Below are 16,097 nucleotides of genomic sequence, written 5' to 3' on the forward strand. Positions count from 1 at the left end.
TTCAAATAATTTTGTAGAATCAAAATTCAGTTGATGACCAGGTAAAGGAGGGACATTTCATAGTCCCTGATCCCTTCATTATTTCTTTAATTGCGTCATTACGTCCTCGCTTACAGCATTCTTTCCGCCAACAACGTGGAAGTTGCGAATATCGTCCACTTCAATTGCTCTCATGATCCCTTCAGGAACTGTATCTTTCTTCACCAGTAAGATTTCAGCCCCTGCTTTAGCAGCAAGAACAGAACCTGCCAGTGCATCAGCGAAATTGCCTCCGGTAGCTACGACCGCATGATTGGTTTTCGGAGTTAAGTGTTTGGCGATTTCAGCTGACGTTTCGTAACGGTCGGAACCACTATAGCGGGTCGCTTCTTCAAAGCTTTCAAAAATCTTGTTGCTGATGGCATTTTGCCCGCCCACGACAATCTTTTCGTCAATTCCCTTTAATACTCTCTCTGAAGCATCCGACAATTTATCTTGAGCAGATAGAACAATCGGGTATCCATTCTGCGCTGCATAAGAAGCAACAGATAGTGCATCAGCGAACTGATATGCGTTTGCTACAATTGCTTTTTCAGGATTTCCGTCTAATCTGGCTGCAATATTCGCAGCTGTTTCAAACCGGTCGGCACCTGAAATACGATTTGTTTTCAGGCCTAATCCTTTCAGTTGGTATTGAACATACTTAGATACCGCACCTTCACCGCCAAGGATGATTGCTTTCTTTGCACCCAACCGCTTAATTTCTTCCTGTACCTCATCGTTCAAGTAACCTTTTTCGGTCAATAAAATCGGCGCATCATGTTTATAGGCAAGGGGAGCTCCTGCAAGGGCATCAGGGAACTGATCCCCTCTGGCGATGACCACCGTCTCTGCAGATTCCCATCCTTCTTCAGAGATTTCTATGGCTGTTTGATAACGATCAGCACCGGAAATACGTTCTACCTTTTTGCCAAACTGAATTTTTGCAAGTACAGGATCGTGATCACTTGCACGTCCATCCTCTTCACTGAAATCAGCGTTAATATTAATGCTGTCAATCATGGTTCGATGGGCTAAATTATTCGTCACCAGGATGTGATCAAGCACTTGGGAATTCCCTTGATAAATGTAAGTGTAACGTTCCTTCGCAGGGAGCTTTTCCATCATATTGGTTAAAACGTCCCCTTCCAGCGTATCGATCGGTGCTGAGAATTCGAAGTCGTTTAAGTCACCGAGGACCACTACGTTTGCATCTTTCACTGTCTCTTTCACGTCATCTACAAAATGATTGATGACTTTTGCCTGTTCCAAGCGCTGCACTTCGCTTCCGAGAACAACAGGATGATCGGCACCAAACAATGCCCCGTCCCCACCCTTGGAGTTAAAGTGGTTCGCTACAACAATAATTTTTTCACCATTAAACATAAATTCTGCAGCAAGGGCTTTACGTGAGTCTTCAAATGCTTTGTTCATAGGATCGACTCGACCTGGATTATGAGTAAGGCCATCCTTGTCCACACCAACAGATGTGACCGCATCTCCTGTTTGTTTATCCGTCAATTCGACACGCTCTGGGTTGTAGATGAATCCGACACGGATATTCCCCCCAGGTTGACCACCGTCTGTTTTGTCTGCAGGCGCGATGTCTGTAAACTTGTATGTCGGTCCACCTGCTTCTTTTATCGCTTTGATGATTGTTTCGTAAGATTCACTTGCATCGGTCGTGCCATCGTCTTCAGGACCGTTATTATCCTGTACCTCGACAAGTCCGATAATGTCCGGGGTTTTTAAATTCTTGACGATTGATTCGGCAATCTTCTCTACTTTGCTTTGATCAATGCCGGCATAGAAGTTTTCGATATTATAAGACGCAATGGTCAAGTCTTCTTCTCCTGAAGTAATTCCCGTAACCTCACGGACAGTTCCGCCATCAATCACTTCAGGGAAGTCACCTGTTGGACGGATTTTGAAGTTACTATAGTCATAGCTAACGTTACCGATTACAGATCCATCGAGCATATCGCCTGTCTTCGCATTGATCTTCATACCATCAACGTCAATCATCATACGCTCAGGATTATAATCTTCAGGTGAAATCAGAATGCCCCCTGCTCTTGTGCGAAGCTGATCTTCACTTGTGTTCACAATGACCGGCAGTTCATCGTATTTTACTGGACCCGTGATCGTCGCATCTGGAATTTCAATCAGCATACCTTCAAGGCTTTCATAAAAATCCAGTCCATCTGTTGCCGGGTCGAATGTTTTCATGTCATCATCTTCTACCACTTCAGTAGGCGGAACCCGATCCTCTCCCATTACAACAGGTGCAGGGACAGTGTTGCCAGAGGATTCTATCGCAACGGCCGATGCGGTAATTTGTGTCGTAAGAAGATCTTTCGCATCATCATAGCCATCTTCTCTCCACTCTTTCACCTGTCCAGAGACACTTACTTTGTCTCCTGCTTGAACAGAATTTCCCCTTGCGTAAACATAGATCCCCTCGGATGTCGCCACGTTATCATCCGGTGCCGCTTCCTGCATATAGAAAGCATTGGAACCGGCTTTCGCGGTCACAATTCCTTCAACATTTGTAACAGTCATATTTTCATAAGGGGAAGTATGTGAGCTTCCTTGAATATCGTGAATGCTTAAGCCATCTGCAGACTTTAGGATTTTGTAAGTATAGGTGGCTATCTCACTCGTCTTACCGTCTTTTATCACCACGGCTTTAATGGTCACATCTGAAGTAAGTTCTATCGGCGCAGTATAAACCGGACTTGAAGATGTAGGGTTTGTCCCATCCATTGTGTAGTGAATAGTCCCGCCTTCAATTGCTGTTTGAAGTGTAACCTCCGTTCCTTCAACAACAGAGCCTGAACCAGTACTTGCCGCTACAGAAAATGCCTTTTCAATAACATCTAATGAATGGCGCGGTACCAGCTTATATTCATTAAAGTTATAATCGACTACTCCGCGAAGAATTTCGTAGGTTTTTCCCACTTCGAGAATAGATGAATCACTTGGTTTAATGACAAATTTCCCTGCTGTATCTTTGGCAGTGAAGTTCCCATTATTGTCCTTGGATTCAACAGTGACATTCATGAATTCGACAAACATGCCTTCATGTTCTTCACCATTCGCAGATGAAAGGTCTGTAGAAGTGAGGGAAGCTGGTGCCGGCACCCCTTTACTTTCCATGGTCACTTCAACATGTGAAGCAGTCGCTTCGATCTGCTGCATGCCGTAATAGTCCCCAAGTTTACCTTCAGCGATTATTTCATCACCAGGCTGGGCTGGCAGTCCGCTTCCACGGATGATGACACCCGCAGTTCCATCTTGAATGAATAAATTCGTTTGGCCTCCGGCCTCGAAGGATGCTGTTGCAACCCCCTGGACTTTCACGACGGTACCTTTTGGTGCGGTGCGTGCATCTGCAATGGTGGATAGTTCTACTGGAGTCGTATCTAGGGTTGGGGTATCAGATAAGTGAGTGCCAAGGTCAGTGAAAATATCCGTTCCTAAATTCGTCCACTCTGTTGACACCTGAAAAGCATCGGTTACATCGGTATCACCCGTCATCACAGAATCATTTCGGATGATGGTGACATCCTTTGCGAAATCTGCAGTCGAGCCCACTTGTCCGATTGAATCAATGATTGTTCCGTTTTTCTTTAGTGTGATTGGATCATTGCCGTTGAAGTTAATAAATTTGTCTTTAATATCAGCTTGATCGAGGATTGCCTTTGCTGCCTGTTCATGGGAAAGTACCAAAGTATCCCCAGCTTTTAAAGTGCCTGATAAAGATAAAGACTTATCAGCAGTCTCCGCACCATTTGTATGTAACTCTAAGGTGTAATTCGTTAAATCAATGGATTCCCCGGTACCGTTATAAAGTTCAATTGCTTTATTATAACTCGTACCTTCAATATATTCAGAAATGATTAAATCCTGAAAAGCTTCATCCGCAGCTGATACCTGCTGGGATAAAGGCGGGGCAAACAAACTTAAAACCATACTAGAGGCAACTGTTACACTTAACAATTGACGCTTTATTGCATTACCACTCATTTTACTCCTCCTACTCATAGTTTAATAACGTGACAGATTCGCCACCAAGTACCAGTATACAACAGGATTTGTCATAATTGTGTAAAAAAAGAGTAAATTGTCTGAAATTTGTTACCGCTTACATTAAGTGATAGTAAATTGGAACTGCAAAACTTGACATAGTCTGTTCAGGGCGAGGGACGGACCTTCACATTCACATGTGAAAGTCCGTCCCTATAAGCTTTCCGCACAACCTGATGCCGATTTTGAAGGTCCGTCCCCTTCCCTTTTCCCAAACGACCCATTAAACTAAAGGGTAATATGAAAGTCAAAGGAAGGTTATCCAATGAATCATTTTGTTAAAAAGGTGGAACCGTTCTTCTTAAGTGAAGATCCGTTTGTGCAGAGGTTTGCCATTGAGCTATTAGAGGACACGTATTTACCTGGAGGGGAAACATTCCTGACCGGGTTGAAGGCGGTTGACCGGGGGCCGGTAGCGTCGTACTCATCTCCGATACTTCCGAATCTGTTGTACATGCCAATGAATGAGAAAGGGATCGTGGAAGTGATCAATCGCTTGAACCGTCTTGATGATACAGAAACCGACCTGGTCTACTATACCCAGCTGCTGCTGAATGCTGATACGGATTTGTTGATTCAACACAGTGCTGAAGTGGAACGCTTTATCGGTCGCAATCAATTAGCAGAAATCATCACGCTCCCTTCGATGACGGCAGAAGCACTACACATGAAACTCGCAGATATTACCTTTTATCTGGAGACGGGAGGATATGATCAGGCGCATTTTGATATGGGTAAGAGAATCATCAAAGAACTAATAAGGAAAGAAGGCGTCTCAGGTAAGGAACTCCAGTTGGGCATAGCAGAGGCGGTGGAGCAAGAAGAGCACTTTGGATTCAGCATGATCTTCACCGTCTATGCAGCGGGAGAACTCGGAGAAGAAACCGTCGCCCCAGTATTAGCAGGCCTCTTCAAAGACGAGGATAAAAGTGACCTTCTATTCGAGGAAACAGCCAACGCACTGGTCAAGATAGGGACGGACCTCGTGGTGAATGAAGTCGAAAAAATCGCCCTCGGCTGGAACACGACCTTCTATTCGCTCGACGTACTTGGAAGGATCAAAACAAAAGAAGCGGAAAAGGCTTTGCTCAGATTGTTTGATCAAGCAGATGACCTGATGGCCAAAACACTCATCGCAGACAACCTATGCCGCCATTTATCAGCGGACGCGATACCGAAAGTAGAAGGGTTAATCGAAACAGGATATGAGAATGAGCTGATTTGTCTGGAAGAATCCCTGTATGTCAATTGCGTCATGAACGGGATTCAACATCCGAAACTGGATGAATGGAGACACTTCCTCGAACTCATAGAGATTGAAATGAACGGCGGGCTGCCGGAGGGAATTTAGGGGCCCGTCACCACGGATGAGAAAACAGGGTGTAACGACCCCTGGCCATTGGAAGTGGGAAGAAATATAAGAAGTGCTGTTTATAAGAAGAGGGACGGACCTCCGCATTTTCATGCGGAAGCCCGTCCCTTTCCTGTTTCTGTCTCTGATATGGGTCGATTTGAAGGTCCGTCCCTACTTCATCCACTCCGGTTTTCCGAAGCCTTTGAATTGTTCATCGATGATGGTTTCGAATTGGTCTGCTTCGATGACTGCTTTGATGTCTTTGGCGAGTTGGGAGTCGACGTCTTTGGTGTTCACGACGACCCGGTTGCGGTACTGGTCAGGCATGTCCTCGAGCTGGAGGGCATCGAGTAGGTCCATGTTTGCTGCCAGTGCATAGTTCCCGGGTACGGCAGATAGGTCCACGCTATCCACGGCGCGTGGAAGCTGGGCCGCTTCGATCGGTTTGAACTGCAGGTTCTTGACGTTTTCTGCTATGTCTTTCTCTGAAACCGTCAGTGGGTCTGTGTCCGGCTTTAAGGTGATTAGCTTCGCGTCCTCAAGAATTTGAAATGCCCTCGCTGCGTTGGTCGGGTCGTTCGGAATCGCGATAGCACTTCCTTCTTTGATATCTTCAATCGAATCGAACTTCTGTGAGTAGATGCCCATCGGTGCCGTCGGGACGACGATGACCTCTGACAGCTTCATGTTATGCTGTTTGGCGAAAGTTTCCATGTACACTTTATGCTGGAATAGATTCGCATCCAGATCTCCCTGCGCAAGGGCATTGTTCGGCTGGATGTAGTCACTAAACTCCCTCACTTCGACACTGTATCCCTTCTCTTCCAGCCCAGGCTTGATCGCTTTTGTCACCATATCACTGTACGGACCTGACGTCGCCCCGATGGTGACTTCTTTTTTATTCTCCGAGCTTGCCTCATCCCCACCGCAAGCTGCAACTACGCTCATAACTGCTGCGATTGCTGCGAATAATATCCACTTTTTCACTTCGTATTCCCCCTGCATTCTTTATCGTTTATCTACTAATCTGGCAAACACATCACCCGTATATTGGATGAGTTGAACCAGGCAAATCAAGATGACGACCGTGGTGATCATCACCGTATTGTCGTATCTGTAATATCCGAAGCGGATCGCCAGGTCCCCGACGCCGCCTCCACCTACGATGCCTGCCATGGCGGAATAGGCGACCAGGCTGATGGTCGTGATCGTGATCGCCTGGATCAGGGCCGGACGCGCTTCCGGCAGCAGCACATCCTTAATGATCATCCACGGGCTCGCCCCGACTGAAACCGAGGCTTCGATGACCCCTTTATCGATTTCCCTCAGTGACGTTTCCACCATTCTTGCAAAAAACGGGATGCCGGCCACCGACAGGGACACCGATGCGGCGGTCGGCCCGATCGTGGTGCCTGTTAGAATCTTGGTCAGCGGCAGCAGCGCCACGAGTAAGATGATGAACGGAACCGAACGAACCATGTTCACGAAGAATCCTACTCCTTTTTTAATCAAACCGTTTTGTAAAAACAATCCCTTATCGGTGACAAACAACAGAATACCCAATGGCATCCCGATGATAATGGCCACTGCAAGTGAAATGCCCACCATATAAACCGTTTCAAAAAAGGCTTTATTCAATTCCGGCAGGATCGCAGTCAATGAATCAGGCAGCATCCCCGATCACCTCCAGGCTTTGTGTCTTTGCCGTAATATAGCGGATGGCCGCATCGATCTCACCCGGTGCACCGATCAGTTCCATGATAAAAATTCCAAGAGGGACGTCCTGTATGTATTCAATTTTCCCGTGAAGGATGTTCCCCTGGACTTTGTATCGCTGAAACACTTCAGACACGACGCTTTCTTCTGCAATCGAGCCTTTGAACTGGATCTTGATGATCTTTCCTTTTCGGGATTGAGCCAGGTGGGATGGCAATTCGAATTGAAGGATTGTCTCGATGAATTGCTTCGTCAATTCTTCCTTCGGTTGGGCGAACAAGTCATATACCGGACCTTCCTCCACGATTTTCCCGCTCTGCATGACCGCCATCCTGTCGCAAATCTCTTTCACCACTTCCATCTCATGTGTGATGAGTACAATCGTCAAGCCGAGCTCCCTGTTGATTTTTTTCAGCAGCTTTAAAATCGATTTCGTCGTATTCGGATCCAGTGCCGATGTCGCTTCATCGCACAGCAGGACCGACGGATTGTTGGCAAGCGCCCTTGCGATCCCTACCCTCTGCTTTTGACCGCCGCTGAGTTCGGCCGGGTAGGCATCCGCCTTATCCGAAAGACCGACCATCGCGAGGAGCTCGGTGACCCTCGGTTTGATATCTGCTTTAGAAACAGAGGCCGCTTTCAATGCAAACGCCAAATTGTCATAAACCGTCTTCGATTTGATCAAGTGAAAATGTTGAAAAATCATGCTCGTTTTCTGGCGGGCGAGCCGTAGCTGCTTCGATGAAAGCCGGGTGAAATCCTGGCCGTCGATGATGATCTCACCTGAGGTCGGGGTTTCCAGCAGATTCAGGCAGCGCAGGAGGGAACTCTTCCCTGCCCCGCTGTATCCGACGATCCCAAAGATCTCGCCTTTTTCAATGGTGACCGACACGTGATCAACGCCGACCACCGTCTGCTTCTTTGTTCTGTACGTTTTCACCAGATTCCGTATCTCGATCAATGTGCACACCCCTTTTTCGTTCATAAAAAAATGCCTCTTTCAACTGAAAGAAGCATCGCCTGTATATCCCGACTTATCTTTCAGAATGAATCATTCTGCAGGAATTGGCACCGTTCCATTTCTGGAGGTTGCCGGACGTCATAGGGCCTGATCCCTCGGTCACTCTTGATAATTGAAAGTATGTAATTTTCTAACTATTTATCTTATAGAGGATAATACTGGGTATTGGGAGGGAAGTCAATAGAGGATTTTTACGGCGGTATTTTGTAAGCGTTATCTTTATTGACGGGCTAGGATTGTGTTTTGAAAATAAAATTTTGTTTTTGAAAATAAGTGGGGGTTTTTTGAAAATATAATCTTAGTTTTGAAAATAAGTTGGTCCATTTTGAAAATATAATCCCAGTTTTGAAAATAAGCCCGCCCATTTTAAAGTAAACACCCCTCCCGACACCAAAAAAAGCGTCCCCCATCCTCCAGGGAACGCTCTCCTCACCTTACATCACCTCATAATCAGTCACATTACGCTCGACTACGCGGGCGCCTTCGACTCCGACGAATGCTCCGTTCGAGCTTCCGAATACGTTGGTGGCGATCAGGTTGTTCATTGCTGCTTTCACTGCAGCTGTATCGATCGGTTCAACCGGATCGTTGATCGTCAGCTTTGCCGGTTTGCCCGTTTCTGTTTTAAACTCAAGCTCCAATACTTTTGCCATGCTTCTCCCTCCTTTCCTTTAAGATTCATCATCGATTATTCGTTGATGTCGAAGTTCTGCAACTTTTCGACGTTGGATAATCCTTTTGAAGATAAGCTTGCGATCGATAATGCTGCGCTGTTCACTGCATCGGCCGTAGCCAGTGGGTTGATGTAGCTGTACGATTTGTACGCGAACTTCTGCTTGCCCTTTTCATCAAGCCCGTCCATGTATGAAAGTCGTATTCTCGTCGACTTCAGATCCGCTGTTGCCATGTGCCTCACCTCCTTTCACCCTTTATATAGGGGAAAAAGGAAGAGTCGGACACCCCGGCAATAAAAAAACTCGGAAGGGCGTCCCTCCGAGTTTCCTTTATGCTTCTAATTCACGATATTGCTTGCGGCGGATGACCCGGAATCTGAACGTCAGATAAAGGATCGTCCCGCTCGTCGCGATTAATAAGAATAGGAGCGTGTACGCGATATTGTGCCACATGAACGCATAATCTCCTGTCGAAATGATCGCTCTGAAAGCAGAAATCGTATATGTCATCGGTAAGAAGTTTGTAAAGTGCTGCAGCGGCTCCGGCACCAGTTCAATCGGATACGTTCCTGCACTGCTCGTCAGCTGAAGAATCAGGATCATGATGCCGAGGAAGCGCCCTGGATTATCAAGTGATGTGACCAGGAATTGAACGATGGATAAGAACGTCCAGCTCGCCAATATGCTCATCATGATAAAGAGCGGGATGCTCGTCACGTCCAATCCGAGGACGGCAAGCAGAATCGTATCTGCCAGCAGGGCCTGGAATAATCCTGCGAAGATCAGGACCCCGAACTTCCCGAAGAACCAGCCGATTCCGCTCATCGGTTTCACAGCCGGTTCCCGGAGTGGGAAGATGATTGAAATCACCAATGCCCCGACGAATAAACTAAGGGATAAGAAATACGGTGTAAATCCTGTCCCGTAGTTGGGTACATCATGGATCGGATGATCGGTCAGTGTGACAGGTTTTGCGAACATGTCGTAAATGTCATCATTGGCGTTTACATCATTCGCATCCCTGGCACCGTCTGCAAGCTCCGTTTCAAGCTCTGAAGAACCGTCGGACAGTTTTGAAAGACCGTCCGTCAATTCACCTGAGCCGCCAGAAAGCCTGCCAAGACCGGACGATAGATCAGTGGACCCCTGCTTCAATTGACCGAGACCGCTCATCAGCTCCTGAAATTTCGACGAGAACATTCCCAGGCCATCCGATAAATCAGTCGTGCCTTTTGAAAGCTCTCCAAGCCCTGAATAGAGCTGTCCCGATCCTGCATAAAGACCTCCGAGTCCGTTCACAAGCTGGCCGGACCCTGCCGACAGGCGGTTTGTACCGTCAGCAAGCTCCGAAGAACCGTTTGCAAGTTTCGTGGAGCCTTCTTCAAGTGCCCCTGTCCCTTCATCGAGCTTAGCGAGCCCGGTTGTAAGGGCGGACCCTCCAGCTTTCATGTCCTGCAGGCGTTCTTTTGCGCTTGAAAGGTTTTCTGCAAATGAGGTCAGACCCCCGACCAGTAGCTTTTGGCCATCGGCAAGTTCGTCTGCTCCTTTTGCAAGGGATTCCTGGCCTTTCGTGATTTTATCAAACCCGGTGGTCAGACTTTGTTGACCTTGATTGGCTTGTGTAGCAATATCTGATAGATCTTGAGCTTTTCCCACTACAGAAGTAGTCCTGTCAGAAATAGCTGCGATGTCCCCGCTCACGCCCTGACTGTCACCAGCCAGAGAGGTGATCGATGCTTGCAATGCTTTTAACTGTTCCTTTTGATCTGGGTCCTGTTCCTGTTGGATCAAGGCATCCAGATCTTGAGATGCATCGTTGAGGCCTTGAGTGACTCCATCAGATGCAGCTTTTGTATTGTTCACGCTGCTTTGATTTTCAGTAGCCTTTTGAGATAATTCTTGGGCCCCGTCCGCCACATTCTGTGACATAACTGCAAGCGACGGAAGCTTCTCGTTCATGTCCTGCAGTGCCGCGAGTGACCCATTTAGTCCCGTTGAAAGGTCTTTCGCACCCTGCTGGGATTTTTCGGCCCAGGCAAGGAGCTTCTGATTTCCTTCCTGCATGGAGCCGACAGCCTCATCAAAGGCCTGGATACCTTGAGACAGCTGCTTGAATCCCGTGTAGGCTTGATCGACACCGTCTGAAAACGTGACAGACTTGCCGGCAAGTTCCTGCAATTTGGCTTTTAGTTCCTGGGCACCGCTGTTCACATTGTTGATCCCGGTGTCCAAGTCTTCAGCGCCATGTTGCGCTTTCCCGAGGTTGTCTTTCAGCTCCCCTGCCCCGGTTTGGGCCGAGTTGACGCCGTCCTTGATTTGTTCGGCACCCTGCTGGACAGAACCGACACCAGCGCCCAGCTTGTTGGCACCGTCTTCGGCACCTGCAAGGCCACTTTCAAGCTCGCTAGCACCATCATGAGCGGAAGCGATGCCGTCATGGATATCATCGGATCCGCTCGTTGCGTCTCCAAGCTTGTCATTCAGTTTGCCGGCTCCGTCACTTGCTTCGTTTAACCCGTCTGCGACATCCTTGATTTGATCAAACATGGATTCTGCATACGTTTTGGTGACAGCACCCGATACCTCTTCTTTGATCTTTTCAATCGCTGAATCTCCTATTTTAGAAGAAAGATAGTTTGAGCCCTGATTGGCCGTATAGATCAATTCCAGTTTCTCAGGATGGACATCCTCAAGGGTCGTCGCATTCTGTGAAAAAGTTTCCGGAATCTCTATTTTTAAATAGTACTTCTGCTCTTCAAGTCCTTGATCGGCTGTGTCTTCATCAACAAACTGCCAATCAAACGTATCATTTTCTTTCAGATCATCAACGAAGTCCTGACCGATCGTCAGTTCCTCACCGTTGAAGTCTGCCCCTTTGTCATTGTTCACGACCGCTACCGGCAGCTGGTCCACCTGTCCGTACGGATCCCAGAATGCCCATAGGAACGTCCCGCTGTAAAGCACGGGAATGAACAAGACGCCAATGACCGCCATCAATAACGTCTTGTTCGTCAAAATATGGCGGAACTCACCTTTCAGTGAATGTAGTGCTTTCATTGTATCGACTCCTTAGAATGTATGACTATTTCAACCACCTGGTCAAATACGCCCAAAAAAAGAAAGGACCATCTACTTAGACAATCCATTTAATAAATAATCCTTCATGATCCCAGCTATTTTCTCTGAAGATAACGGTTCATGCTTCCGCTCCCAGTCAGAAAGAAGAGCAATATATACTTTTAATAAAATAAACGAAATGATCTCTGGATCACAGGACTTGATCTGTCCATTGTCCATAGCACGCTGAATTTTATTCTTCACGTACAGGATCAATTCGTCTTCTATATGATTCAGCATTTCCTGTACGGCACGGGTGCCGATTTCTTTTTCTTCTTCAATCAGCTTCAACATGAGCTGATGATCGGTCCGATAATCAAGTAATGTCACCAATGCCTGATGGACATTATCATAAAAGGATTGCTGGGGCTTGATGACAAGATCAGCCGAGGCCTTCATTTCCCTGACCATCCCATACACAATTTCCTGAAAAAGCTCATCCTTATTCTTAAAGAACGTATAAATCGTCCCTTTCCCTACATTCGCAACCTTCGCAACCTGATCCATCGTCGTCGCTTTATATCCGAACAGAGAAAAAGACTTCGTCGCTGCCTCAATCACCAGCTTCCTGCGATCAATAGCCATTATCCGAACCCCCTGACCAAAACAGTGTTTCGTTCAAACTTACACAACAACAAATATACCACGTCCAACACCAGGATTCAAACGAGGGACGGACCTCGACTCCTAGTACCAGCTCCTAGGAATCGAGGTCCGTCCCTCAAAAAAATCAGTATAGTTTCCCCTGCCTGTATAATACCGTCGAGAGTTTCATGACGGAGTGGATGTAGCAGTTTTGGCGGAGTGGGAATGGGTCGCCAAAGAATAGGGGGAGTACGGTATCCATGGTGGATTGCATTTTGTCATAGAGGAGGTTGAATACTTCTTCCTCTGTGTAGAACTGGGTTTCCCGGCCCTGCAGCCATTCGAAGTAGGAGACGATGACTCCTCCTGCATTGGCGAGGATATCAGGGATGATGATGACCCCTTTGTCGCTCAGGTAGCTGTCCGCCTCTGTTGTGACCGGGGCATTCGCGCCTTCTACGATGATGCGGGCTTTCACTTTTTCCACGTTATCTTTGTGTACCTGATCTTCAAGGGCCGCCAGGAAGAGCACATCCACATCAAGATACAGTACCTCATCACGGTCACGGACCTCTGCGGTGACACCGATTTCCTTCAGCTGCTGATCGTCTGTCGGCAGATCTCCCTGGTTCTTCATCGTCCATTCGGCAAGCGTTGGGATATCCAGTCCGTCGGCATTGAACAGCGTCACATTCCGGTCGCTCACCGCCACCACTTTATTCTGTAATTCGGTGGACTGATGGGCCTCGAGTGCCGCGACCGATCCGACATTCCCAAACCCCTGGACGGCAATCGACAACGGACGGTCTTCATAATCCAGGGCCGTCTTTGCGAAAATATTATCGGTTTTCGTCAGCAGGCTTTTCTGATTCTTCACGAAGTCATGGACGAGGTAGCGAAATGTAAAGAACACCCCTTTACCTGTCGCTTCCCTCCGTCCAAGCGATCCTCCGTTCACAACGCTCTTCCCTGTAAAGCTCCCCCGGTAAGGAAGTCCCGGCCGGATGCTTTTATACTCTGCCATCATCCAGTCCATCTCACGCTCCCCGGATCCCATGTCAGGTGCCGGGATATCCTTGTCCGGACCGAGCACATCACTGAAATACTGGACATATTTCCTCGCAATCAGATGCAGCTCCTTTTCAGAGTACTCCCGAGGGTTCAGGATGATCCCGCCTTTTCCACCACCGAACGGGACATCATGCAGGGCATTCTTCAACGTCATCAGGGAAGCAAGATTCACAACCTCCTCCTCATTCACCATCTCATGAAACCGGATCCCGCCCTTGTATGGACCGAGGGCGTTATTATGCTGCACCCGGAACGCAGGAATCCGCTCCACCTTCCCGTTCTCAAGCGGTATCCTCAGGAACGATTTATGTACATGATTTGGCGTCGACAGAATTGACGTTAATGACGTAAACGCTTTCTTTCTCCCCTCACCTTTCACATCAGGTAAAAATGTCTCGTCCTCCAATAGCGCATCCAGTGATTTCTGGACAATTTCTCTCGTTTGACTGATCATTTCGGGTCCCTCCTATAAGTGATAAGAAAATATTGGTATATGGTTTAGGATTACCCTTTTGGGGGTGGTTGAAAACGGGGGATGGGGAAAGAGGGAATAATAAAGTCGACAACCCATGCGGAGGGATTGTCGACTGGAACATTTACTTACCAAATATGATAGATCAAAAATCCATTTTCCACTTCTAGACTCTCTCCCTCCTTACCTTTTTCAATTTTATAAGGTTTTCCAGTTTCAATCACTTTTTCAACTATTTCAGAAAATTCTTCTTTGGAGTAGGCTGTTTTAATTGCCATCAAATCAATAAATAAGTCTTTATATTCAAGGGAAGATACAGACACCAATGAAATAGTGGCGATAACATCCATGTCCTTTATAATATAAGACATATCGGATTTAGGTGTATAATAATATCTTCCCCCATATTTCTTCGCAATTTCATCATATTTAAGGAATTTCTTATTCCCCATCAGGTCTCTGCTTAACCTGATTGTTTGACCTTGAGAATTTGTCCTAGTAAATTCCATTGGGTACTCATCTTCTTGTGATTGCTTTTCTTCCTTATTTTTCTCCTCCTCTTCTTTTTTCTTTTCAACCTCGATTTGCTCTTTCGTTTCATAATATTTTGTTTGACTTGCATCGATTTGTATCTGTAATTGTTCCATCGCCTGATTACTATTTAAGTTTCCTATGTCTTTGTTTAACTTTGCCACTTCTTTTTCAAAAGATGATTCGCTTAAGGATTGACCTTCAGCTATTTCATTCAACTTTTCAATATCCGCTTGCAACTCTGTATATGTTTGATAGTCTTCTTCTATTTTCCTTAATTGTGAAGTGTACCTGTCATCGAAAAATGCTCTAAGGGTATCACTTTCTAAAAGATTGAACTGCTCAGTGATTAAATCGGACTTTTTGTTTAGGTCATTAATTTTTTCATCAAAAGTCTCATTCAATGGATCATCATTCAAATTTCTTTTTACTTCATTGATTTTCTGTTGCATTTCATTAGCAAGCGGAACAATCTTTTTGTATTCCTCTAATTCGTTTAATTTAGGCATTAATTGCTGATTCATTTTCTTTTTCATTTGATCATTATTCTTGTTCATCTTTTCTTCCGCACCATTTAAGCTTGTTTGAGCAGACTTCAACTCAATATGATCGATTGTCTTTAATAAGCCCGCAGAATTAGACGATTTCAAATTCCCCTCCATTTCCGAATATAGAGAATTGATTTGTTCCTCCGCAGCTGCAAATAGTTGTTCTGCTTCCCCTCGTTTTGCCTCTGATATCATATAAACAGTCAATACAGAGAATAGCGCCAGCGCCATAACCGCACTAGCTATACTAATAAATTTCCCTTCTTGCCATGCGTTTCTTTTACGTGTTTCTTTAGGTTCGTGACGGAGGATCTTGCTGTGGATCTTAGTTTTGGCATCTTCGGTTAAATGTAGTTGCGGAAACATAGTTTGCAGGTTTTTGTTTTCACGATTCTTCATTGATGGATCCTCCCCATTTTGATTGTAATTTTTTACAGGCACGGTGATAGGTGACCCGAACTTTATTTTCAGTCCAACCTAGAATAGCAGCTGTTTCTTTCACATCTAATCCATTCATTCCTTTTAAAAGCAGTACATCCCGATAATTTGCTTTCAACCCATGTATGACCGTAAGCATTTCCCGGCTATCTTCATTTAAAATCAGCAATGATTCCGGCGTCTCAATGGAAGCCGCTTCAAAAAATGAAGAAATCGATCGATTTGCTTTGCTTCTTTTCCTCATTTCATCAACTGCAAGATTTCTTGCAATTGAATACAGCCATGTTTTGGGATTAGCCTTTCCCTCAAATGATCCATAAGAATTCAATGCCCGGATGAACACTTCCTGTACAAGATCCTCTACATCGGCAGTACCCATTCGATACACTAAGAACGTATAAATCGAATCACTGTAAAGGTGAAACCAATCGGCAATCACTCTATTGTTGGACATCCCATTCCC

General features: G+C 46.1%; 12 protein-coding genes and 1 riboswitch. Of the genes, 1 reads left to right on the plus strand and 11 read right to left on the minus strand.

Features of this window, described 5'->3' with window-relative positions; translation table 11 throughout:
- Positions 1-78 precede the first annotated feature (78 nt).
- Positions 79-4,047, minus strand: a complete 3,969-nt coding sequence (locus KH172YL63_RS19760; protein ID WP_173107705.1) for a cell wall-binding repeat-containing protein — start codon at positions 4,045-4,047, stop codon at positions 79-81.
- A 325-nt stretch (positions 4,048-4,372) separates the two neighbouring features.
- Here KH172YL63_RS19760 and KH172YL63_RS19765 point away from each other — a divergent pair, with 325 nt between their 5' ends.
- A complete protein-coding gene (locus tag KH172YL63_RS19765) occupies positions 4,373-5,458 on the plus strand; it encodes a HEAT repeat domain-containing protein (RefSeq protein WP_173107706.1) in 1,086 nt (361 codons plus the stop codon).
- Positions 5,459-5,632: 174 nt separating this feature from the next.
- Here the strand turns inward: KH172YL63_RS19765 and KH172YL63_RS19775 are convergent, their stop codons facing one another.
- The 10 genes from KH172YL63_RS19775 to KH172YL63_RS19820 all read right to left on the minus strand — a co-directional run bounded on the left by KH172YL63_RS19775 (position 5,633) and on the right by KH172YL63_RS19820 (position 16,088).
- On the minus strand, positions 5,633-6,448 hold the full coding sequence (locus KH172YL63_RS19775) for a MetQ/NlpA family ABC transporter substrate-binding protein (protein ID WP_442858744.1): 816 nt from the start codon (positions 6,446-6,448) through the stop codon (positions 5,633-5,635).
- Between the two features lie 21 nt (positions 6,449-6,469).
- Entirely contained in the window at positions 6,470-7,135 is a 666-nt protein-coding gene (locus KH172YL63_RS19780; RefSeq protein ID WP_173107708.1) for a methionine ABC transporter permease, read from the minus strand.
- A complete protein-coding gene (locus tag KH172YL63_RS19785; protein ID WP_173108312.1) occupies positions 7,125-8,138 on the minus strand; it encodes a methionine ABC transporter ATP-binding protein in 1,014 nt (337 codons plus the stop codon). The genes KH172YL63_RS19780 and KH172YL63_RS19785 overlap by 11 nt, the downstream gene beginning before the upstream one ends.
- 70 nt (positions 8,139-8,208) lie before the next feature.
- Positions 8,209-8,313, minus strand: a riboswitch (SAM riboswitch).
- Between the two features lie 319 nt (positions 8,314-8,632).
- On the minus strand, positions 8,633-8,851 hold the full coding sequence (locus tag KH172YL63_RS19790; protein WP_173107709.1) for a DUF2922 domain-containing protein: 219 nt from the start codon (positions 8,849-8,851) through the stop codon (positions 8,633-8,635).
- Between the two features lie 35 nt (positions 8,852-8,886).
- The gene (locus tag KH172YL63_RS19795; protein WP_173107710.1) at positions 8,887-9,105 is read right to left on the minus strand and encodes a DUF1659 domain-containing protein; all 219 of its coding nucleotides are present in this window, start codon (positions 9,103-9,105) and stop codon (positions 8,887-8,889) included.
- A 97-nt stretch (positions 9,106-9,202) separates the two neighbouring features.
- Positions 9,203-11,929, minus strand: a complete 2,727-nt coding sequence (locus tag KH172YL63_RS19800; protein ID WP_173107711.1) for a YhgE/Pip domain-containing protein — start codon at positions 11,927-11,929, stop codon at positions 9,203-9,205.
- 72 nt (positions 11,930-12,001) lie between these two features.
- A complete protein-coding gene (locus KH172YL63_RS19805) occupies positions 12,002-12,574 on the minus strand; it encodes a TetR/AcrR family transcriptional regulator (RefSeq protein WP_173107712.1) in 573 nt (190 codons plus the stop codon).
- Between the two features lie 145 nt (positions 12,575-12,719).
- Positions 12,720-14,099, minus strand: coding sequence for a Glu/Leu/Phe/Val family dehydrogenase (locus KH172YL63_RS19810; RefSeq protein ID WP_173107713.1), 1,380 nt, complete (start codon positions 14,097-14,099; stop codon positions 12,720-12,722).
- 146 nt (positions 14,100-14,245) lie between these two features.
- Positions 14,246-15,595, minus strand: coding sequence for a hypothetical protein (locus KH172YL63_RS19815; protein ID WP_173107714.1), 1,350 nt, complete (start codon positions 15,593-15,595; stop codon positions 14,246-14,248).
- Positions 15,582-16,088: an RNA polymerase sigma factor gene (locus KH172YL63_RS19820; protein WP_173107715.1), complete on the minus strand. Its 507-nt coding sequence runs from the start codon at positions 16,086-16,088 to the stop codon at positions 15,582-15,584. The genes KH172YL63_RS19815 and KH172YL63_RS19820 overlap by 14 nt, the downstream gene beginning before the upstream one ends.
- Between the last annotated feature and the right edge of the window lie 9 nt (positions 16,089-16,097).

Source organism: Bacillus sp. KH172YL63 (assembly GCF_011398925.1).
Lineage (GTDB): Bacteria > Bacillota > Bacilli > Bacillales > Bacillaceae_B > Rossellomorea.